Annotated in this window: 25 protein-coding genes; 2 read left to right on the top strand and 23 right to left on the bottom strand. The window is 40.2% G+C overall.

Going from position 1 to position 19893, the window contains the following annotated elements; translation table 11 throughout:
• Positions 1-9 precede the first annotated feature (9 nt).
• The 21 genes from IHV11_RS05135 to IHV11_RS05035 form a co-directional block, all read right to left on the bottom strand.
• The gene (locus tag IHV11_RS05135; protein ID WP_137788937.1) at positions 10-606 is read right to left on the bottom strand and encodes a hypothetical protein; all 597 of its coding nucleotides are present in this window, start codon (positions 604-606) and stop codon (positions 10-12) included.
• Between the two features lie 695 nt (positions 607-1301).
• The gene (locus IHV11_RS05130) at positions 1302-2183 is read right to left on the bottom strand and encodes a polyprenyl synthetase family protein (protein WP_370568627.1); all 882 of its coding nucleotides are present in this window, start codon (positions 2181-2183) and stop codon (positions 1302-1304) included.
• Positions 2180-2419 carry an exodeoxyribonuclease VII small subunit gene (locus IHV11_RS05125; RefSeq protein WP_197193879.1) on the bottom strand — a complete coding sequence of 80 codons (240 nt, stop codon included), beginning with the start codon at positions 2417-2419 and terminating at the stop codon, positions 2180-2182. Before IHV11_RS05125 ends, IHV11_RS05130 begins: the two co-directional genes overlap by 4 nt.
• Complete coding sequence (xseA, locus tag IHV11_RS05120) at positions 2412-3773, bottom strand: exodeoxyribonuclease VII large subunit (RefSeq protein WP_197193878.1); 1362 nt, start codon at positions 3771-3773, stop codon at positions 2412-2414. The genes IHV11_RS05125 and xseA overlap by 8 nt, the downstream gene beginning before the upstream one ends.
• The gene (gene folD / locus IHV11_RS05115; RefSeq protein ID WP_197193877.1) at positions 3773-4636 is read right to left on the bottom strand and encodes a bifunctional methylenetetrahydrofolate dehydrogenase/methenyltetrahydrofolate cyclohydrolase FolD; all 864 of its coding nucleotides are present in this window, start codon (positions 4634-4636) and stop codon (positions 3773-3775) included. The genes xseA and folD overlap by 1 nt, the downstream gene beginning before the upstream one ends.
• Positions 4637-4676: 40 nt before the next feature.
• On the bottom strand, positions 4677-5072 hold the full coding sequence (gene nusB, locus IHV11_RS05110; protein WP_197130985.1) for a transcription antitermination factor NusB: 396 nt from the start codon (positions 5070-5072) through the stop codon (positions 4677-4679).
• Positions 5073-5689: 617 nt separating this feature from the next.
• The gene (locus IHV11_RS05105; RefSeq protein ID WP_137788933.1) at positions 5690-6097 is read right to left on the bottom strand and encodes an Asp23/Gls24 family envelope stress response protein; all 408 of its coding nucleotides are present in this window, start codon (positions 6095-6097) and stop codon (positions 5690-5692) included.
• Between the two features lie 19 nt (positions 6098-6116).
• Entirely contained in the window at positions 6117-7475 is a 1359-nt protein-coding gene (gene accC / locus IHV11_RS05100) for an acetyl-CoA carboxylase biotin carboxylase subunit (RefSeq protein WP_191753868.1), read from the bottom strand.
• Positions 7476-7487: 12 nt separating this feature from the next.
• Positions 7488-7991, bottom strand: coding sequence for an acetyl-CoA carboxylase biotin carboxyl carrier protein (gene accB, locus IHV11_RS05095; RefSeq protein WP_191753867.1), 504 nt, complete (start codon positions 7989-7991; stop codon positions 7488-7490).
• 315 nt (positions 7992-8306) lie between these two features.
• Positions 8307-8819, bottom strand: a complete 513-nt coding sequence (locus tag IHV11_RS05090) for a SpoIIIAH-like family protein (RefSeq protein WP_191753866.1) — start codon at positions 8817-8819, stop codon at positions 8307-8309.
• A 4-nt stretch (positions 8820-8823) separates the two neighbouring features.
• Positions 8824-9465 (bottom strand): stage III sporulation protein AG, encoded by a 642-nt coding sequence (gene spoIIIAG, locus IHV11_RS05085; protein WP_191753865.1) that lies wholly within the window; start codon positions 9463-9465, stop codon positions 8824-8826.
• Positions 9462-10088, bottom strand: coding sequence for a stage III sporulation protein AF (gene spoIIIAF, locus IHV11_RS05080; protein ID WP_197193876.1), 627 nt, complete (start codon positions 10086-10088; stop codon positions 9462-9464). Before spoIIIAF ends, spoIIIAG begins: the two co-directional genes overlap by 4 nt.
• 10 nt (positions 10089-10098) lie before the next feature.
• Positions 10099-11283, bottom strand: a complete 1185-nt coding sequence (gene spoIIIAE, locus IHV11_RS05075; RefSeq protein ID WP_197193875.1) for a stage III sporulation protein AE — start codon at positions 11281-11283, stop codon at positions 10099-10101.
• 17 nt (positions 11284-11300) lie between these two features.
• A complete protein-coding gene (gene spoIIIAD / locus IHV11_RS05070) occupies positions 11301-11690 on the bottom strand; it encodes a stage III sporulation protein AD (RefSeq protein WP_066396033.1) in 390 nt (129 codons plus the stop codon).
• Positions 11691-11703: 13 nt separating this feature from the next.
• Positions 11704-11910, bottom strand: coding sequence for a stage III sporulation protein AC (gene spoIIIAC / locus IHV11_RS05065; protein ID WP_066290831.1), 207 nt, complete (start codon positions 11908-11910; stop codon positions 11704-11706).
• A gap of 16 nt (positions 11911-11926) precedes the next feature.
• On the bottom strand, positions 11927-12439 hold the full coding sequence (gene spoIIIAB / locus IHV11_RS05060; RefSeq protein WP_197194918.1) for a stage III sporulation protein SpoIIIAB: 513 nt from the start codon (positions 12437-12439) through the stop codon (positions 11927-11929).
• Positions 12439-13368 (bottom strand): stage III sporulation protein AA, encoded by a 930-nt coding sequence (spoIIIAA, locus tag IHV11_RS05055; RefSeq protein ID WP_197193874.1) that lies wholly within the window; start codon positions 13366-13368, stop codon positions 12439-12441. Before spoIIIAA ends, spoIIIAB begins: the two co-directional genes overlap by 1 nt.
• 555 nt (positions 13369-13923) lie before the next feature.
• Positions 13924-14481: an elongation factor P gene (gene efp / locus IHV11_RS05050; RefSeq protein WP_066396040.1), complete on the bottom strand. Its 558-nt coding sequence runs from the start codon at positions 14479-14481 to the stop codon at positions 13924-13926.
• Positions 14482-14503: 22 nt separating this feature from the next.
• On the bottom strand, positions 14504-15577 hold the full coding sequence (locus IHV11_RS05045; protein ID WP_197193873.1) for a M24 family metallopeptidase: 1074 nt from the start codon (positions 15575-15577) through the stop codon (positions 14504-14506).
• Positions 15574-16026, bottom strand: a complete 453-nt coding sequence (gene aroQ, locus IHV11_RS05040) for a type II 3-dehydroquinate dehydratase (RefSeq protein ID WP_197193872.1) — start codon at positions 16024-16026, stop codon at positions 15574-15576. Before aroQ ends, IHV11_RS05045 begins: the two co-directional genes overlap by 4 nt.
• 77 nt (positions 16027-16103) lie before the next feature.
• The gene (locus IHV11_RS05035) at positions 16104-16619 is read right to left on the bottom strand and encodes a YqhR family membrane protein (RefSeq protein WP_197193871.1); all 516 of its coding nucleotides are present in this window, start codon (positions 16617-16619) and stop codon (positions 16104-16106) included.
• Positions 16620-16806: 187 nt separating this feature from the next.
• Between IHV11_RS05035 and IHV11_RS05030 the strand changes: the two genes are divergently transcribed.
• Together IHV11_RS05030 and IHV11_RS05025 are read left to right on the top strand one after the other, a co-directional pair.
• Positions 16807-17751 carry a DUF1385 domain-containing protein gene (locus tag IHV11_RS05030; RefSeq protein ID WP_197131007.1) on the top strand — a complete coding sequence of 315 codons (945 nt, stop codon included), beginning with the start codon at positions 16807-16809 and terminating at the stop codon, positions 17749-17751.
• A 19-nt stretch (positions 17752-17770) separates the two neighbouring features.
• Entirely contained in the window at positions 17771-18145 is a 375-nt protein-coding gene (locus IHV11_RS05025) for an SA1362 family protein (RefSeq protein WP_197131009.1), read from the top strand.
• 3 nt (positions 18146-18148) lie between these two features.
• On the opposite strand, the gene IHV11_RS05020 is transcribed toward IHV11_RS05025, so the two are convergent.
• Complete coding sequence (locus IHV11_RS05020) at positions 18149-19078, bottom strand: patatin-like phospholipase family protein (protein WP_197131011.1); 930 nt, start codon at positions 19076-19078, stop codon at positions 18149-18151.
• Between the two features lie 295 nt (positions 19079-19373).
• Complete coding sequence (mntR, locus tag IHV11_RS05015) at positions 19374-19790, bottom strand: transcriptional regulator MntR (RefSeq protein ID WP_197194917.1); 417 nt, start codon at positions 19788-19790, stop codon at positions 19374-19376.
• Between the last annotated feature and the right edge of the window lie 103 nt (positions 19791-19893).

The following is a 19893-nucleotide window of genomic DNA, read 5'->3' as shown; positions in this document are numbered from 1 at the left end:
CTCTTTCCATTAGCGCCTTTTCTTCTCTCTTTTAGCAGGCGATAGCAGTTTAATTCTTAATTTTTCCTCTAAAAAATATAATAAACGCCCAACCTGAAAAATAATAAAGGTTGAGTGGTTGATCGCATATGACTTTCCTAACGCTTTACCTCCTACCGTGAGTGCAGCCACTACACTCGTGAAGACGATCGAGATCAAATACTCAGAGTTCGATCCAGACCTATTCCCCATAGAGAGTGTAAGTTCTACTACAACTGCAGCAGATGCTGTTCCGCTAACGATTCCAGAGATATCACCGATAACATCGTTACAAAAATTCGCTACACGATCTGCGTTTCTTGTAATGATTATAGCATGTCTTGCTCCAGGAACCTTCTCAGAAGCCATCGCGTGAAACGGAACTTCTTTCGCAGCTGTGGATGCTACCCCTACTATATCAAAAAGAACCCCGGTTAATACGATTAGAAAGACGATTCCCATCCCTAACGCCCACGAAACTCCATTTAACATGAAAGAGGATATAACTGTAAAAATAGCCGCTAACACAAGAGTGATAACGGCAATGCTTGTACTCCATTTGAGTGTTTTAGAAAAGGAATGCTTCATGCATAACTCCTCACTTTTTGGTCACTTTATGTAATAGGGAGTGGTCACCTTATTAAGTAAAGACTGCGGCTTAGGTCCAGTAGGTTTTCCCAGAAGAGTACGAAATGTCGCCATATTCGCGGTTTCCCTTTACTCTCTTCTTAACGCTGTCACCAAACGTTAGACTAGATTACCACTTAGTCCGCACTATAATCCCTAAAAGGTGTCAGGGCAGAACAGTCTAGGAGTTTTCCTCAACAGCCTCGCGCACATTCCCTAGCCTCTTTTGCAGAGAAGATTTCATATGGTATAAAGCTCATAATCAGCGGCCAACCGATACAGGCTTTTCACACCATAATCCCCTCAAGCTCCACTCAAGGCAGGCTACGCTGCTCGCCTTCTTTTCCTGTGAACAAGAAAAAAAGCTAAGCAGGTTCAAACCCCATTTCGCAGTAAGGTCTTTTGAACACAAACCGCAAATATGGGGGCCTCCGCGGAAGAAGGGTCCTCGCCCACATGCCATTGTGGATCGCCCTTCAACCTTAACTCCCAGCGATGACCCAAGGCTGGGCGCCTCAAGCCAATGCAAGGAACTTCATCGATGTGCCCTTTGGCGGATTTTTAGGCCCGCCTTCAGGAATGGGGGGCTGACTAGAATACTGCACCACTCCAAAGCAAATAATATCATATCATACTTCCAATTTTGCAACAATCTCTTAGTGGTTTCTTTTTATAATGTAGTCAGCGATGGACGCTAATATGCCTGTATTTCCGTTGATTTTGTTTAAATGTTCCAAAGAAATATGTATATGATTTTCCATTTCTTTCTTTGCACCAATAAGTCCAAGAATCTTAGGATAAGTAGTTTTTAAATTAGCCTCATCACTTCCAACGGGTTTACCTATTTCTTCTTGATTACCTGTTACATCAAGGATGTCATCTTGAATCTGAAAAGCAATTCCGATATGTCGTGCATAGTTTGTCAGGTGCATTAGTTCTTCATTAGAAGCTCCCGCTGCAATTCCACCCATGATTACTGAACATTCGAGCATTTTACCTGTCTTCTTTTCATGAATGCTTTCTAACTCCGATAACGTGAGGTCTCTGTTCTCTCCCTCTATGTCTTCTACTTGACCGCCGACCATACCTGTTGCTCCAGCAGCTTTTGATAAAACTGCGATCATTTGAACTTTTTGGTCAGATGTTAAAGAAGAGTTGTTTGTAATCAAGTTAAAGCTCTCGGTTAATAAAGCATCTCCTGCTAAAATCGCTTGAGCCTCACCAAAGACTTTATGGTTCGTGAGTTTTCCTCTTCTATAATCATCATTGTCCATAGAAGGAAGGTCATCATGAATTAAAGAATACGTGTGAATAAATTCAATGGAACAAACAACATCCTCTATTTCTGCTGTATTCTTTTCAAAAGATTCCATAACGGCAAGAGCTAGGATCGGACGTATTCGCTTTCCACCTGCAGAAATGGAATATAGCATCGATTTTTTTAATGTTTCTGGAGCATCTAGCTTGTTTAAGTATTCAACCATCTGTTCTTCAACCAATGATTTTTTATCTCGAAGATATTGTTCAAACGCTATCAATGATCTTCCTCCTGAATCGCGAATGGTTCTTCTTTTCCGTCTTCATGCAGAATCGTATCCATCTTCTTCTCAACATTCTGTAATTTCGTATGACATAATTTTGAGAGCTTCATCCCTTGTTGATACAGATCGATACTTTCTTCTAAAGGAACATCTCCCTGTTCAAGCTTTTCAACGATTTCTTCAAGCTGTATCATTGCTTCTTCAAATGTGAGTTTGCTTCTTTTTTCAGTCATTCGTAAAAGACGCCTCCGTTCCAGTGATGTGACAATCAATCTGTCCATCTTTTAACTTTATCGTTAGTGCATCTCCAGCCTTTACCTGTGATACGGACTTAACCAATTCGTCTTTTCCTTGTTTATAAGTTAAGCTGTACCCTCTATCCATTACAGCTAGAGGATTAAGGGAAGAGAGCCTAGAAATCTTGTTTGAAAAATCCCTCTGGTGCTGCCTTACGTGACGATTTGTTTCTTTTAGCAATGTCTTATGCAGAGAAACAACTCTTTCGTTTGCCTTCTGAAGCTGACCACTTGGTGAAAACAAAAAAAGCTGACGTTTAACCTGTGAGAGATGATTCTGATGCTGATCAACAAAGCTTCCAACTGTACGTTTCAATTGATCCATACACCTATCGAGTTCTTGCTCTTTTTGTTTTATCAATTGCGTAGGGTATTTAAAAGCGTACGATTTTTGAAGGCGTGATAGATGCTGTTGATGACCGGCAACAAACTCATTCATCACTCTTTTCAGACGAACATTTCTTTGAAATAATCTATCTTTCAATTCATCTAGATGAGGCACAGCCATCTCAGCCGCAGCTGTTGGTGTTGGTGCTCTTAGATCAGCTACAAAGTCTGCAATCGTAAAATCTGTTTCATGCCCCACAGCAGAAATGATCGGCAGATGTGATTGAAAGATCGCTCTTGCTACACTTTCTTCATTAAACGCCCATAGCTCTTCGATCGAGCCTCCACCACGTCCTACGATTAGGACATCTGATTCATTCAAAGCATTCGCTCGTTCAATCGCCCGAACGATGGATGGAGCAGCGCCTGGACCTTGAACAAGAACTGGATATACAGTAACAGAAGCAAGTGGAAATCTTCGTTTTATAGTAGTCACGATATCCCTCACCGCAGCTCCTGTTGGTGAAGTGATCACGCCTATCGTCGAAGGGAATTTAGGCAGCGGCTTTTTATGCATTGGATCAAAAAGCCCTTGTTGTTCTAACGTATTCTTAAGGTTCTCATACGCTAGAAACAAGTTACCAACACCGTCTTGCTGCATCGTTCTGACATACAGCTGGTATTGTCCTTGAGGTTCGTATACAGAGAATGAACCTTGAATTAATACATTCATTCCTTCTTCAGGTTTAAAGTTTAAATGTCTGTTGTTTCCTGCAAACATGACCGCAGAAACTCTGCTGTTTGCATCTTTCAACGTAAAATACAAATGTCCCCTGCTATGGAGCTTAACATTGGATAGCTCACCTTTAACCCAAACATCTTGTAAGTTACCGTCATTTTCAAATAGCCTCTTAATATACCGGGTTACAGCCGATATTGGAACATACCGATTGTTGTTCTGCATTAATGTACTTCCTTTAGCTTCTTTCTCCATTTTGAAGCAAGAACCGTATTGTTCATTAACATCGTGATCGTCATAGGACCGACGCCTCCCGGAACAGGAGTGATATGTTTCGCTTTAGGCTTAATAGCCTCATAGTCCACATCCCCACAAAGCTTTCCGTTCTCCTTACGATTAACACCTACATCAATGACAACCGTACCTGCTTTAACCATATCTTCTGTAATAAGGTTCGGTTTTCCTACCGCCGCAATTAAAATATCGGCTTGTAATGTTTGTTCACGAAGATTTTTTGTTCTAGAGTGACAAAACGTTACCGTTGCGTTTTCTTGCAAGAAAAGCTGCCCAGCTGGCTTTCCAACAAGGTTGCTTCTTCCTACAACCACAACATGTTTGCCTGAAATATCTTCACCGGTTTGTTTGACCATCTCTAAAATTCCAAGAGGAGTACAAGGTATGAATGCTTGCTCGTCTCCTGCATGCATTCTTCCGATATTAATCGGATGAAACCCGTCTACATCTTTTTCAGGCAGAATCGCCTCAATTACTTTTGATTCACTTATATGTGAAGGAAGGGGAAGTTGTACGAGAATCCCATCAATTTGTTCGTCATTGTTAAACGCTTGAATGTATTGCAATAATTCATTCTCAGAAATAGTTTCGGGAAGCTCAGTCAATACGGAATGCATACCGAGCTCTTTACACGTTCTTTCTTTTGCTAGTACATATGAACGAGACGCTGGGTGATCGCCTACTAGAATAACAGCTAAACCTGGAACAATTCCGTCTTGTTTAAGGTCTTGGATCTCTTTTGCAAGTTTCTCTCTGATCTCTCTCGCAATCTGTTTTCCGTCTAACACAGCCATTCTAAAGTCCCCCTCAAAAGTAGTTGTTTGATTTATTTAATTAGTTATTGTTAATATCTTTGATTATTTTTCCTAGGACTCCGTTTACGAAACGTCCTGCTTCTTCACCGCCAAAGATTTTTGCTGTTTCGATCGCTTCATTCAAAGTTACGTTCTTAGGAACCTCTTCCATGAACAGCCATTCGTAAGCTGCCATCTGAAGAACGACACGTTCCACATTTGCTAGTCTTGAAAAGCTCCATTTTTCTAAATAAGGCGTAAGAAAACGCTCGATTTCTTCTTTCTTTTCAACCGTACCATGAACCATCTGTGTTAAGAATTCGTCTGATGGCTCTCCTTCTAAAACATGCTCCATAGCTTCACTAGCTGAGATGTCACTTACTTCAATTTGAAAAAGCGATTGAAATGCCTTTTCTCTGGCAAGTCTGCGTTTCATAATCCGACTTCCTTTCTATTTGCGAACAATTTCTATCTAGCATAATACCATAATGTTAGGACTCGTTACAATCCGAACAATGGACTTACTAACCCTTCCGAACATTCAGTTTTTTTCAATCTGTTAAGGGTCAAATAGTTAAAAAAGTAAATACTGATGTATTATAATTCATTGTTGCTTTGAAGGGAGTTGATTTCCTTTCCAGATGCTCGCTTTCCGCGGGGCAGACGGTGAGCCACATTTGTACGTTTCCGTATTAGTGTCTCACCTGCCCGCCTGTCCTAGCCTAGAGTCTCGCATCTTCCACTCCAATCAACAGTCAAAGAAGAAAAAGATAAAAAGATTCCCACTCAATACCAAGTGGGGTATCTAAGCTGTTTATTCAGTAATTTGAAGAGATAATTCTAGCAATTCCGGGCTAAATCCGGCGAGTTTGAACAATAATTCGGCGAGATTTCCCCATATAGCTGCGAGTCGACATACTCGATTAAAATTGCGCTACTAATACCCCGCCCCATAACATCAACGAGTTAACTCAACTTCATCAAACTATTCACTCGTAATAAACAACAAGAAAAAAGACCAAAGGGCAAGTAGAACCTCACCCTTTGATCTTTTTAATAATCTACTTCTGGTGCTTCATTCTGTTTTTCTTTTGAATCAAATTGAACACCAACTACGAATACGTTGATATCCGTTGCTTCTAGTGCTGTCATGTCTAGAAGCGCTTGTCTGATATAATCTTGAATTTTTTGAGCTACATCTGGAATCGCAACTCCATATTTCATTGATACGTATACATCAATAGAAATACCTGCTTCTGAAAGTTCTACTTTAACGCCTTTGCCATGCGTTTTCTTTCCAAGTCGCTCTACTACACCACTTGCAAAGCTGCCTCTCATGGAAGCGACACCTTCAACATCTGAAGCTGCAATACTTGCAATAACTTCGATAACCTCAGGTGAGATCTCCACTTTTCCTAATTCTGATGAGTAACTTTCCATTTCAAATGATAGTTCGTTCATCACTTAAACACCTCCGTACTTATTCGCTTTTTGAAGTTAAATCATGATTTTCTAAAAACTTTGTATTAAAGTCACCATTCACAAAAGTCTCATGGTTTAACAGACGCAGGTGGAACGGAATGGTCGTATGAATTCCTTCGATAACAAACTCGCTTAGTGCACGCTTCATACGGTCGATTGCTTCTTGTCTAGTATTTCCGTAAGTTATAACTTTAGCAATCATAGAATCATAAAATGGTGGAATCGTATAGCCAGGGTAAACAGCAGAATCAATTCGAACACCTAAACCGCCTGGTGGAAGGTACATTTCAATCTTTCCAGCAGAAGGCATAAAGTTTTTCTCAGGATTCTCTGCATTAATTCTGCATTCGATCGACCAGCCATCAAACTCGATATCTTCTTGTTTGTATCGCAATCTCTCACCTGAAGCTACTTTGATCTGTTCCTTGATTAGATCAATTCCCGTTACCATCTCAGTTACAGGATGTTCTACTTGGATTCTAGTATTCATCTCCATGAAATAGAAGTCACCTGTATTATGATCAAAGATAAATTCTACTGTACCAGCGCCAGAATATTGAACGGCTTCAGCTGCTTTTACTGCTGCATCACCCATCTCTTGGCGTTTAGATGGGGAAATAGCTGGAGATGGTGTCTCCTCTAAAAGCTTTTGAAGACGTCTTTGGATACTGCAGTCTCTTTCTCCCAAGTGAATAACATTCCCATGGTTATCTGCAAGCACCTGTATCTCAACATGTCGGAAATCTTCAATGTATTTTTCAATATACACACCTGGGTTACCAAAAGCAGTTGCTGCTTCTTGCTGAGTGATCGCAATGCCTTTTAAAAGTTCCGTTTCATTCTTAGCTACGCGGATCCCCTTACCCCCACCGCCTGCTGTTGCTTTAATAATTACAGGATACCCAATTTTATTGCTGAGTTCAATGGCTTCTTCTTTGTCCCTAATAATCCCGTCAGAACCCGGTACGATAGGAACTCCGGCATCCGCCATCGTTGCTCTCGCAACATCCTTAATACCCATCTTGTTGATCGCTTCAGCACTCGGACCAACAAACGTTACATTGCATTCTCTGCATAGTTCTGCAAAGTCAGCGTTCTCTGCCAAGAATCCATATCCAGGATGAATGGCTTCTGAGCCAGTTAGTGTCGCAACGCTCATTATGTTAGTAAAGTTCAGATAACTATCTTTTGAAGCAGTCGGTCCGATACAATAAGCCTCATCTGCCAAACGGACATGCAAGGCATCTTTATCGGCTTCTGAATAAACGGCTACTGTTTCAACACCAAGTTCTTTGCATGCGCGAATAATCCTTACAGCAATCTCACCACGGTTTGCTACTAATAGCTTTTTAATCATAGACATACCCTCCTATTCTGCTTTCACAAGGAACAGAGGTTGTCCGTATTCTACTAATTGTCCGTTCTCAACTAGTACTTTTACGATTTCACCATTCACTTCAGATTCAATCTCATTGAATAATTTCATCGCTTCGATAATACAAACGATGCTATCTTTTGAAACTTTATCTCCCGGCTTAACAAAGGCTTCTACATCTGGAGATGAAGCAGAATAGAACGTTCCTACCATAGGAGAAACTACCTTATGTAAGTTAGCATCTTCGTCTGCCTGTTTTGTTTCTTGTTTAACTTCTGTATTTTCCTTAACTGTTTCAGCTGCTGGAGCCTGTTCTTTTACAGGTGGCGCTTGAGTGACTACGGGCTGAGAAACAACTTCTTCTGCTCCATAAGAAACTACTGATCCACTGTCCTTTTTAAGAACAATCTTAGAACCATCATTTTCGTATTTGAATTCATTGATGCTTGATTTGTCAATAAGTTTAATCAATTCACGAATTTCTTGTATTTTTAGCATGATCTCTACTCCTTTTAACAATCCTATCCAGTTTAGATTTTTTTATTTAGCACCTTCTATTGTGACTAGGTCTTAACACATGTAATATACCACATTTCTTTTTTCGTGGATACATTAGAATCATTTTTCAAGTTAATAGTACACGATTACACCTTACATTGTAAGCGTTTACGGTTACTCTTCACTTTTTTCTATCATTTCCCCTCAAAAAGAAATGCAAACTTGAATGATGCTATAAGTTTCTATCCAATATATCATGAAACCTCAAAAAGAAAAAAGCCGGAATTTCCGGCTTTCCTACTCTTTTACGCTTATTTATTTGGACGCATGATATTCAACCGCTACTGTTTTCCCGCTACCAAGGTGTTCGTTTGCAACATTCATAATCTCAACAACTTCTTTTTTCGATAGTTTATCAGCTTTTACGATCACTTTGATCTCATTGTTCATCGTGCTCACTAAAGCATCATTGAATCCCATCGATTTGATCAATGTTTCTACTGTTGATTCTTGCATAGTAAGTGACTGAAGCTCTGTCATCTTTGCCCAAGCATCAGCTTGAACCTCAGCTGAAGCGTCCTCAGAACCGGCAACGGCTACATAATCAGCACTCATCTCATCACGAACTTCATCTCGCTCTAGGCGAAGGGCAGTAAACACATCGTCGTTTGCAACACCTGACACAGTCGCTTCTTTACCAGACTTCTTTCCTGCCTCCAAATAAGCAAGATCATCCGTTCCACCAGGTGCTGTAATATAATACACAGACAACACAATGATTAAGCTAAGCATAGTCAGAAGCCAAACAGTTTGTTTTTTCAATAACATTTGTTTATTCCCCCTCAGGATTTTTTGGTCCTACAAAAATTTGGTCACTACCTATATCAAAAACTTTTTTAACGAGCTCTATGATCATAGACTTTGTCTGGATGTTCTCTGCACCTTGCGCCAATATAGCCACACCTTTTATCTTTGGTTTTTCTGTTGTGACAATGATCGGCTCTTCTCTGCCGTCATTTGAGATAATTACTACTTTTTCATCTATCTTTTGATCTTCTATCGTTCTCTTACCGCCATTTTTATCATTTTCCGATGTAGTCTGGCTCTGTGTGCTATCATCTGTAACGAACTCTTTCCTCTCAGTTGTGGAAAGTTCTACCATGACGGAAACTTTGCCAACTCCTTGCATCTGTTCTAATAGATCTTTCAGTTCGTTAGAATAAAGGTCTTCATACGTTTTGATATTTTTGTCTGTTACTTCTTTAGCTTGTTTAAAAACCGCCTCGGATTTAACCTTCGTTTCTGGCACTAGCCCGTTTAATGAACTTTTTTGAGCAGGGGAGTCTATCATCTTGCTAATAAACATAAGAGAAATTCCCAATAGAAGTAAGACAAGTAAGTACTTTTGTTTATTCCCTGCTTTATCACTCAGCTGCAGCCGTTTTTTTATCTGTTCCCAAAATGAACGTTTCATTGGGATAACTCCTCTCCCCCTTCCAAATGTACATCAACTTGGTCTGCATCCAGCTGCCATTGATCGGCTAGAAACTGGATAACTTCGCTTGAAACCAGTGGTTCGAGAGATTCTTTTCTCTCTCGACCAGAAACACTTACATCCACTTCTGATACTTCAGAGATTCTTGCTTGATCGTGATACTTTGTTAGTACCACTTTGGCACCCCTAATATCTTCAGCATCCAACGGCTCTTTACCGATTTCCGTTTGAATTTGAAGATCGACTATCTCTAACTCATAAGTCTGTTTCAACTCCTCTTGAACTTGTTTTTTCATTGGGACAGCCATTTGCTCTAATATATATGCACGTTGTGCGGATTGTATTTCACTTTTATTCTCTTCTATTGAATTTTTTATTTCGTCTTCTTTCGCAGGTGCTGGTAGATCCATAGCGAGAAACACTTGATCCAGATCTGAATTTATTAGTTTGAACAGTGGCGAGAGCATGGCAAGCAGGATGAGCAATCCTACCACCATCTTGATATAATTTTGAAATTGATTACCGGGTAACAACAGCTCGATGACTCCAGCCAATAGTACAAGAATGATAATATTGGTTATCCATTCGGTTAAGAATGCCATGACTCACCTCCTATCTGACCATCAGTGTAACGTTGCCAGCTGCGATTATAATCGTTATCGCTAAAAAGAACATGATCGAGACCGTCATAAGGGCAGCAAAGATAAACATGACACTCTTACCGATGATGCCTAATGATTCAACGATCGGCCCACCGCCTAAAGGCTGAAGGAGGGCTGCAGCCATGCTATATATAAAAGCTAGTATTAAAACTTTGATGGCAGGAAAGATAGCCAGTAGTAGCAATAAGAGTGCTCCTATTATGCCTACCGAGTTTTTAAGTAAGATAGAAGCGCTCATAACTGTATCTGTCGCATCTGTAAACATACGTCCGACAACCGGAATAAAATTTCCTGTGATGAATTTTGCGGTCTTGATCGTAATGCCATCTGCCACTGCCGCTGTTGCACCTTGCACGCTCATGACACCAAGGAATACCGTGAAAAAAAAGGCGAGCGCTCCCATGCTCACATTTCGCAAAAGCTTGGCCAACTGAGTAACTTTGTGATGCTCTGACATCGTAGAAACGATGCTTAATAGTGCAGATAAAAAAAGAAGCGGCAATACAAAATTCTTTATTAATAGACCGCTTGTATTTACCAAAAACAAGATAACCGGATGAAAAAAGGCGACTGAAGCAATGCTTCCTACAGTTGCCATCAAGGCAAGAAGAAGGGGTATAAGTGCAATCATGAAACTTAACATGTTATCGATCGCTTCTGTTGCATAAGAGATCGCAACATGAAAACTGTTTAAAGCTAAAATGATTAAGACCATATAAATAATTCCATATGCCACTTTTGAAATAGCAGATCGATCAAAAGCGTTCTGGATGGATTGCAGCAACATGCTGAAAACAGTGAGCAAAATTAAGGTTCCAAGCAGTTTTCCGTGAACAGCAAGTTCGTGAAACATAAACTTTAAAAGTCCGATCATGTAGCCTTTTATAGAAAAATCTTTTTCTCCTTTTACAAATTCAAGGAAGGTTCCTTTTTGGCTTTCTGGCAAGAATCCTCCGTATTCACGGGAGATGCTATCCCAATATTGTTTGATTTCATCTAGCTGCATGGAGGAAACTTGTTGATCTACTATTTTTGAAGTGATCGAGCTCGCTGATGCGGATTCTATGGGGCCAAATAGGATGAAGGAAAAGATTATGAGTAGAAGTAGACTTGTCCGCACCATCACTTTCTGCATCTTTATAACCCGCTTTCTTATTTCGGTATAAGCGTCAGAACGGTTTCAATAATTACTGTTAGAATAGGTATCGCCATCACGAGAATCAGTATCTTGCCACCTAGTTCAATCTTAGATGCTATCGCTCCCTGCCCCGCATCTCGTGTGATCTGTGCTCCAAACTCAGCAATATAAGCAATGCCTATTATCTTTAATAACGTTTCAACATAGACCATGTTTACGTTAGCGTTTATGGCGAGTCGTTGAAGCATCGTAAGAATTTGTCCGATCTTATCGATCAAGAATAAAAAGATTCCTGCTCCAACCATGAGTGTGACCAAAAAAGCAAAATTCGCTTTTTGTTCTTTAAGGACTAAGGCTAAGAAAGCAGCAACTAGCCCAAAACCAACAATTTGGATAATTTCCAATCTGGCCCCCTCCTTAATTCTGAAACAAAAAGACGCCTTTTACCTTCTGAAATAAATCATCTAAAAGAGTGATGACCATAAAAAGGGCAACAACAAAACCTAAAAGAGTGACCCAGTGAGCATAGTCCTCTTTTCCAATCATCTTTAAAACGGTATGAAGCATCGCAACGATTATGCCAAGCCCCGCAATCTGAAACACTGCGTTTACATCCAATCCCATTTGTGAAACCTCCTTGTTACATTAAGAGAATAACGATTAAAAGTCCCATTAATACCCCAAGACTTTTACACATTTTTTCATAACGTTCTTGTATGTCTCTTGCTTCTTTTTCTTCACGATTAAGGTGAGCTAACGTCAACTGAATCTGCTTCTGCTGATGCTCTTTGTCATGCCTGCCAAGCGTTGCCCCAAACTGGCGAAGCACTTCGATCTCACCCATCTTAAAAGAGGTTTCCTTGGCCAGAACAGCTAACTGAAGATCCCAGGCTTCTTGCACCGATAGCTCGCCTTCTGCTAAACGGTCTGATATGGTGAGAAAAAAAGTGGACAATGGTTCTTTTAATGGCTTTCCAATATGCAGAAACGCCTCATGAAGAGGAGTAGATCCGTACATGATCTCGGCCTCCAAGGCTTGTAGCGTTACTTTTAATTCTCTTAACTTCTTTGGCCGTTCTCTTACCCGATTTGCCCATTCAAAACCAAAGATCGTTGTGGCTGAAAGAATAGCGATCGCACCGATCCAACTCATCATGCTGCACCACCAGATGATCTGTAGATCACGTTTAATGCTCCGTCATAGATTCTCTGAATGGTTCCCGGTCCTTTATCACGGCTCAAAATTACATACCTTTCAAACAAAGAAAGATCTCCTAAAGGTTTCATCACAGGTCGTTTCAGCGCATCTTCTATAGAGCTGCCATGTGCGGTAAAAATCATTTGAACACCCGCATGCATCGCTTCTAGTATCGCTTCACCGTCTTCTTTTCGTCCGATTTCATCAACGATCATGACTTGAGGACTCATCGAACGGATGAGCATCATCATCCCTTCTGCTTTCGGACATGCATCAAGAACATCTACACGCCTTCCAAGGGTATGCTGAGGAACACCTTTTATAGCACCCGCTATTTCAGAACGCTCATCTACAATTCCCACTTTAAAAGAAGGGATATTTTTTTGCTGAATGCCACAACTAACAAGTCTCGCAATATCTCTTAATAAAGTGGTTTTCCCGGTTTGCGGCGGACCGATCAGCAAAGTATTGAGCCATTTTTTTTGGTAGAGATATGAAATTAACGGTTCTGCGATTCCAATCTTCTCTCTTGCAACTCTCACGTTAAACGAACTAATATCTTTAATGGCTTTTACGAATCCATGTTCAGTGATCACTTTCCCTGCTAGTCCTACACGATGACCGCCTGAGATTGTGATATAACCTCTTTTTAGCTCCTCTTCAAGCGCGTAGAGAGAGTGCTGACTTAACCTGTTGAGCAATACTTGTGATTCTTCTGCCGTGATTGGGCCCTCAGTCGGATAGATCGGTTTACCGGAACAAAGGATTTCCATCGGTTGTCCAATTCGAACCCTGATCTCTTCAACAGATTGAAGGACAGATGGTGGCAGTTTTCTTAGCGTATGCTGTAGTTTATCTGGAAAAAGTCTAAAGATCGTCTCCATGACCGATTTCTCCTTTAAGAGGCTAGTACTATAAACGTATGGCAGACATGTAAGCTTTATGCCAATAAAGGTAGGCTTAAGATTAGGAGTAGAGGTAGAGGGTGCTTTTGATAGATTGTTAGTAAATATTACTGAGGAATCCATTCTTTATTCTTTATAGTGAAACTTTTCAATGAGAGGCAGTGTTATCTGATGATATTTAGCTATTCCAATCAGATTATTGCTGTTTTAATGCAGCGAACCAAATCAGTGAGCCCTTTACTCTAAAAACGGTGTTTCAGCTAATACAGAGGGGGGTATTTTTTATAAAACTCCTTAAAATACTTGTATACATTCCAGAAATTTCGGACTTGATTCCACGAGTTTTGTGATTGATTCCACGAGTTTTTGCCATATATCCGCGAGTCTACATGATCCGACGATTAACAGATGGCAGATACCCTCAACCCGATCAAACTTTTTATCCAGTTCGTTGCATACTACATCACACCTGTAAACTGCTTATCACATAAAAAAACCTCACTCCACAATGGAATGAGGTTTCAAAGTTATAGACTATGCACGAGAAACGTAAGCTGCATTTCTTGTATCGATGATCAGCTTGTCCCCTTGGTTTACGAAGAAAGGAACTTGTACGATCAAGCCTGTTTCAAGCGTTGCTGGCTTAGTTCCACCAGAAGCTGTGTCTCCTTTAATACCAGGCTCAGTCTCTGCTACTACTAGTTCAACTGTGTTTGGAAGTTCAACACCAATCGTCTCACCTTGGTATGTCATGATATGAACGGTCATGTTTTCAAGCAAGTACTTCAACTCGTATTCGATTTGAGAAGCTTGAAGTTCAATTTGCTCATAAGATTCGTTATCCATGAACGTGTGAGTATCTCCTGATGCATATAAGTATTGCATCTTACGGTTTTCGATATGAGCTTTTGCTACTTTTTCTCCACCGCGGAAAGTTTTTTCCTGGATACCACCTGTGCGAAGATTACGTAGTTTAGAGCGAACAAAAGCCGCACCTTTTCCTGGCTTTACGTGTTGGAACTCAAGAACTTGCCAGATCCCATTGTCAACCTCAATCGTTAATCCTGTTTTAAAATCGTTTACTGAAATCATGTTTTTATCCTCCTGAAATACCTTAACTTAACGTTAAAAGGGTTTTAGTAGAGTAGGTAAGTGATTCATTGCCATCTTTTGTAATGAGTGCATCGTCTTCAATTCGAACTCCGCCCAAACCTGAGATATAAATACCTGGTTCTACTGTCACAAGCATTCCCGGTTCAAGTATCGTGTCAGACTTCATAGATAGAGCTGGACCTTCATGAACATCCAAACCAATTCCATGTCCTGTAGAATGCCCGAAGTAATCACCATACCCTTTTGAAGCGATGTAATCCCGTGTTAACGCATCTGCATCCTTACCTGTCATTCCTGGTTTAATGCCTTTCATACCTAGCATCTGTGCATCATATACGACTTGGTAGATCTCTTTAAGCTCATCCGAAACATTTCCGATGGCTACAGTACGAGTGATATCCGAACAATAACCTTTGTAGTATGCTCCAAAATCCAAGGTTACCAATTCACCCGTTTCAATCTTCTTATCCGAAGCAACACCATGTGGAAGTGCTGATCGATAGCCTGAAGCCACAATAATATCAAACGATGAAGAGATGGCTCCATTTTTTCTCATGAAGAATTCTAATTCATTTGATACTTCCCGCTCCGTAAGTCCCGGGCGAATATACTCGATAATATGTGAAAAAGCGGCATCGGCAATAGATGCTGCATCCTTTACTATCTTAATCTCTGATTCATCCTTAATCAAGCGCAACTTTTCCACAAGACCAGATACTGGAACAAGTTCAGTCGTATTGTCATCTAATTGTTTCTCATATGTACGATATGTAGAGTATGTAACATGGTCTTGCTCGAAACCAAGCTTACGCACAGAAAGCTCCTTCGTTAACTTTGCAACCTCTTGCGGAATCGGATCAGTGTGCATGACAACACGATAACCTTCTGCTTGTTCTGCTGCTTGAGTCTTATATCTGAAATCAGTTACTAAAATCGCTTCGTCTTTCGTGATCAAAAGCACGCCTGAACTTCCTTTGAAACCACTTAGATAAAATCGATTTGAAGAAGATGTAACTAAAAGTGCGTCAATATCAAACGTATCAAATAATTGCCTTGCCCGTTCTACACGATTCATAACGTATCCCCTTTAAGTTGATTATGAAAAACTTGTAGTGCTAATTTATAGCTATCAAAACCAAACCCTGAAATCTGTCCGATCGTAACTGGAGCAATAACAGATTCACGTCGAAATTCCTCTCGAGCATGAACATTTGATAAATGGACTTCGATTACGGGTACATCCACACTGGCAATTGCGTCTCTGATCGCATAACTATAATGAGTATAGGCACCTGCATTTAGAACGATTCCGCTAAACTCACCTTCAGCTCTGTGAATGATATCAATGATATCTCCTTCATTATTGCTCTGTTTAAACGAGATATCCAGAAGCAGTTCTTTCGATAAAGAAACAAGTTCCCCCTCTAGATCTTCCAATGTATGCGCGCCATATATGCCAGGCTCCCGTTTTCCCAATCTGTTTAAGTTCGGTCCGTTTATAACAAGAAAGTTTCTGTTTTTCACCTGAAACACCTAGCCTTTGCATAAAAAAATAGAATGTTCATAAAACATTCTATCATAGCGTTTGATCATTTGAATAGTTACGAACTTTGTGTAGATTCCTTGTTTCCCTGGGACTGGCCATGACGTTCACTGTATTCAAACGAGATCGAGTACCCTACAAAAACGCCATATAATATATAGATGCACAGCGTCGTTGTAATCGTATTCTTACCTATCGTGTTCATAGGTTCCAATCCTGGAAAAATCGGATGAAGCAAGAAAAAGACAATCCCCCACAGCGCAACACCGAAAAGGATGCCAGCCCACATGGATTTGATCTTAGCAAACGCATAGCGATATGCAATGGCAACTAAAATCGAAAGTAAAGCTATGATTAAAATACTGATTAGTTGACCTATCCACTCGGTTTTCCACTTACCAAGTGCCCATGGCACTAAAACAAGGGCAGGACCAACTTTTGAGAAATTTAAGTAGTAGGCGATAAATCCGAAAGAAGCCCAGATCAAGCCTCCAAAGAAACCAACACCAACGACTCTGCTCATGAATGAAGATTGAGATTCTTGTTTATTTTGTTCTAGTTTTGAATCGCTCATTAACGACCACCTCCAACACTACTAGTATGTCCACAAAACCACTGCCCAAACTTCTCACACTCCAACCAATCATATTCCGTGTAAAACATGTATAAAATGGGAAAAATACAATCATCCTTTGTGGAGGAATATCCCGCTTTCCTGTAGAATAGAAAGTACCTACAAAACTTTAGGCTGGGGGTTCAACATGACAAAAGAGAAAAAGCCCGCTTACGGCGGCCAGGCCGTATTAGAAGGGGTTATGTTTGCCGGAAAGCACACATATGTAACGGCAATTCGGAGAAATGATGATACGATCGAGTATTTCGAACTTAAGAAAAAACCTTCTCCAGTACTATCAAAATTAAAGAAGATTCCTTTCTTAAGAGGATTCATAGCCATTATTGAAGCAAGTATGAACGGTACACAGCATTTAAATTTTTCAGCTGAGCGATTTGGTGTTAATCCCGGTGAAGAAGAAAAAGAGGAAGAAGAAAAGCCATCTAAATTCGCTTTTTTCTTTTCTTTAGCCATTATCGGTGTCTTATCTTTTCTTTTCGGAAAATTTGTTTTTACGCTCGTACCTGTTTTTTTAGCAGAAGCTTTTCGTTTTATCGTGCCTGGGCACCTTGGTCAGAATCTGTTAGAAGGTCTGTTCAAGTTTATCTTTTTATTAAGCTACATCTATTTCGTTTCTTTAACACCTGCGATCAAGAGGGTATTCATGTATCACGGAGCTGAACATAAGGTAATCAACACATACGAAGCGGGAGACGAGCTTACGGTTGAAAATGTTAAGAAGCATTCGCGGCTGCATTACCGTTGCGGAAGCAGTTTTATTCTATTTACGGTGATCGTCGGTATGTTTATCTATTATTTCTTTCCATCAGATCCGCTGTGGCTAAGAATTTTATGCAGACTTGCGCTTATTCCTGTGGTTTTAGGGGTATCTTTTGAAGTATTACAGTTAACAAATAAACTAAGAGATGTTCCTGTTCTTCGTTATCTAGGTTATCCAGGCTTATGGCTTCAACTCTTAACTACGAAAGAACCTGATGAAAAACAAATCGAAGTTTCTATAATTTCTTTTAATGAAATGTTACGTCGTGACGCATCCTATGAAAGTGAACTAAACGCAAGTAGAATCGTTTAATCATAAGGAGGTGAACCTGTTGCAACAGAATAATAGAAGATTGCATCCTATCATTTGGTTTGTTATTTCACTGGCTGTTGTCGGAATTCTTTATCAACTAGTCACTTCACCTCGCCAATTATTTACAACCATTCTGATCGGAGCAGCAGTGGTCGCCGTGTTTTACTTTATCTTTCGCAGAACCTCATCGGGTGTAAACGGCAAGTATAGAAAAGCAGTCAAGCAATCTCAAAAACGCTATGGCACGAATCAGAAACCGGCTAAGGCTGCCTCTCCGTTGTTTCCGAGCAAAAAGACTGCAAAGAGTTCCGCTCAGAGAAAGAAAACACGTGAACATCACTTAACCGTGATCGAAGGGAAAAAGAACAAGAAAAAAAATCGAGCCTCCTTTTAAGGATTAGGCTCGATTTTTATATGCTGGATTTGGATACCTCTTACTCGCAATCCAGTTTTGTAAAAATTGTTCAGCACGATCATGACCAAACGTATAAAGTTCATTCTTCGCTTCTGATGACAATTGAAAATCGATGACGGATACATGCTTTACAGGCATAAAGATAATATCTCGTGCGTCGTGTGAATCAATGTATCGGTTATCATGCGCTTGCATCATCGTTTCAAACAACGCTTTAAATAGCTGAACTGCATTTTTTACATTGTGAGTTGGAATATGATCATTGAGGTACGAACTCAATTGAAATCCTAACACCGGCCGAACGGGCACCCTATCTTTTCTTTGAAAAAGCCACATCGGAAAGTTACTCAAAACCCCTCCATCAACAATAAAACTCTTTTGCCCAACACGATTGAAAAGTTTGATCGGGTAAAAGAAATAAGGCAGACTGCAACTCATCCTAACCGCTCGTGCCACCGGAAAGCGCTCTGGCAATAATCCGTATTCCTCGAGATCATCTGGCAGTACAATCAGCCTTCCTCGAGAAATATCAGATGCAATAATCTTAAGACTGCCATATGGAATATCAGCAAACGTAACAATTCCTCGTGCGGCTAATAGAGAAGCTACCCAGTTCTCCAAATAATCTCCCTTAAAAAGACCAAGTTTCCAATAAAGCTTCAACCAGTTCATAAAAGGTACAGGCACAATTGTTTTACTTGTATCAAGAAATTTTCTAAAGTCTAATTTATCAATAATATCTTTCATTTCGCCCGCCGTATAGCCTGCCTTGATCAAAGCAGCCATCAATGCCCCTGCACTTGTCCCAGCTACCCTTTCAAAACTGAGGCCACGATTCTCAGCTGCTTCAACAGCACCAATCAACGAAAGCGCCTTGATGCCTCCACCTGAAAACACACCATCAATTCGCATAAACATCTCCTCCACTACTATCCTAATCAGCAGAAGATGTCCTTTATAACCGATTCTTCAAAATAAAGTCTTTTGTCATACCTTTGATTTGTCGGTGTAGGTTAAAAGATTAGATTTACTGTCCACTTCACAAAAAATACTGTCGGGTTTTCTTCATTTACTGTCCACTCTTAGAAGAATACTGTCCACTTTTTAAATATTACTGTCCACTTCTTACAAAATACTGTCCACTTGTGTTTCCACACACACATACCGCACCACACAAAAAATCCAAAATAAAAAACAACCATAAAATTTATGATTGTTCTTGTTCTTCATTCTTCGCTTGAACTTCTCTTAATTGCTTTACCCTTTTATCGTCTTCTTCAAAAAACTGAACAAGATCTCCAATTCGATCAATAGCATTCCAACTTAAATGATGTTCAATACCCTCAACATCCTGGTAGATGTTCTCTTGGTCGACCCCAATAACTTTTAAGAATTCTTCAAGTAACTCATGTCTGTAAACTAAACGTTTTCCGAGTTTTTTTCCGTTCGGTGTTAGAACGAAGCCTCTGTATTTTTCATAAACGACGTACTTGCCTTTGTCGAGCTTTTGAATCATCTTGGTTACTGAAGAGGGATGCACTTCTAGGTTCTCAGCAAGATCTGATACCCTGGCATAGCCTTTCTCTTCAATTAGGGCATAGATGCGTTCTATATAATCTTCCATACTTGGGGTTGGCGGCAAATTGTTCACTCCCTATACTAAACCAGCTTGGTCTCTATAAAAAGGATACTATAGAATGGTAAGCGTGACAAGGGAAGGTGCCACT

The organism is Fictibacillus sp. 26RED30 (genome assembly GCF_015903845.1).
Taxonomy (GTDB): Bacteria; Bacillota; Bacilli; order Bacillales; family Fictibacillaceae; genus Fictibacillus; species Fictibacillus phosphorivorans.
Note: the sequence above shows the minus strand (reverse complement) of the source record. Positions and strands in the feature narration are given on the sequence as shown.

What these genes read in the sequence shown, in the direction of transcription:
- IHV11_RS05035 (WP_197193871.1), bottom strand. Translation starts at nt 16,619, where the DNA reads ATGAGCGATTCAAAACTAGAACAAAATAAACAAGAATCTCAATCTTCA.
- IHV11_RS05125 (WP_197193879.1), bottom strand. Translation starts at nt 2,419, where the DNA reads ATGACTGAAAAAAGAAGCAAACTCACATTTGAAGAAGCAATGATACAG.
- spoIIIAB (WP_197194918.1), bottom strand. Translation starts at nt 12,439, where the DNA reads ATGAGTTGGATCGGTGCGATCGCTATTCTTTCAGCCACAACGATCTTT.
- spoIIIAA (WP_197193874.1), bottom strand. Translation starts at nt 13,368, where the DNA reads ATGGAGACGATCTTTAGACTTTTTCCAGATAAACTACAGCATACGCTA.
- spoIIIAG (WP_191753865.1), bottom strand. Translation starts at nt 9,465, where the DNA reads ATGAAACGTTCATTTTGGGAACAGATAAAAAAACGGCTGCAGCTGAGT.
- IHV11_RS05030 (WP_197131007.1), top strand. Translation starts at nt 16,807, where the DNA reads ATGACAAAAGAGAAAAAGCCCGCTTACGGCGGCCAGGCCGTATTAGAA.
- xseA (WP_197193878.1), bottom strand. Translation starts at nt 3,773, where the DNA reads ATGCAGAACAACAATCGGTATGTTCCAATATCGGCTGTAACCCGGTAT.
- spoIIIAC (WP_066290831.1), bottom strand. Translation starts at nt 11,910, where the DNA reads ATGGGATTGGATGTAAACGCAGTGTTTCAGATTGCGGGGCTTGGCATA.
- mntR (WP_197194917.1), bottom strand. Translation starts at nt 19,790, where the DNA reads ATGGAAGATTATATAGAACGCATCTATGCCCTAATTGAAGAGAAAGGC.
- IHV11_RS05045 (WP_197193873.1), bottom strand. Translation starts at nt 15,577, where the DNA reads ATGAATCGTGTAGAACGGGCAAGGCAATTATTTGATACGTTTGATATT.
- efp (WP_066396040.1), bottom strand. Translation starts at nt 14,481, where the DNA reads ATGATTTCAGTAAACGATTTTAAAACAGGATTAACGATTGAGGTTGAC.
- accC (WP_191753868.1), bottom strand. Translation starts at nt 7,475, where the DNA reads ATGATTAAAAAGCTATTAGTAGCAAACCGTGGTGAGATTGCTGTAAGG.
- spoIIIAE (WP_197193875.1), bottom strand. Translation starts at nt 11,283, where the DNA reads ATGCAGAAAGTGATGGTGCGGACAAGTCTACTTCTACTCATAATCTTT.
- nusB (WP_197130985.1), bottom strand. Translation starts at nt 5,072, where the DNA reads ATGAAACGCAGACTTGCCAGAGAAAAGGCATTTCAATCGCTTTTTCAA.
- IHV11_RS05105 (WP_137788933.1), bottom strand. Translation starts at nt 6,097, where the DNA reads ATGAACGAACTATCATTTGAAATGGAAAGTTACTCATCAGAATTAGGA.
- IHV11_RS05090 (WP_191753866.1), bottom strand. Translation starts at nt 8,819, where the DNA reads ATGTTATTGAAAAAACAAACTGTTTGGCTTCTGACTATGCTTAGCTTA.
- IHV11_RS05020 (WP_197131011.1), bottom strand. Translation starts at nt 19,078, where the DNA reads ATGCGAATTGATGGTGTGTTTTCAGGTGGAGGCATCAAGGCGCTTTCG.
- IHV11_RS05135 (WP_137788937.1), bottom strand. Translation starts at nt 606, where the DNA reads ATGAAGCATTCCTTTTCTAAAACACTCAAATGGAGTACAAGCATTGCC.
- accB (WP_191753867.1), bottom strand. Translation starts at nt 7,991, where the DNA reads ATGCTAAAAATACAAGAAATTCGTGAATTGATTAAACTTATTGACAAA.
- spoIIIAF (WP_197193876.1), bottom strand. Translation starts at nt 10,088, where the DNA reads ATGGCATTCTTAACCGAATGGATAACCAATATTATCATTCTTGTACTA.
- folD (WP_197193877.1), bottom strand. Translation starts at nt 4,636, where the DNA reads ATGGCTGTGTTAGACGGAAAACAGATTGCGAGAGAGATCAGAGAGAAA.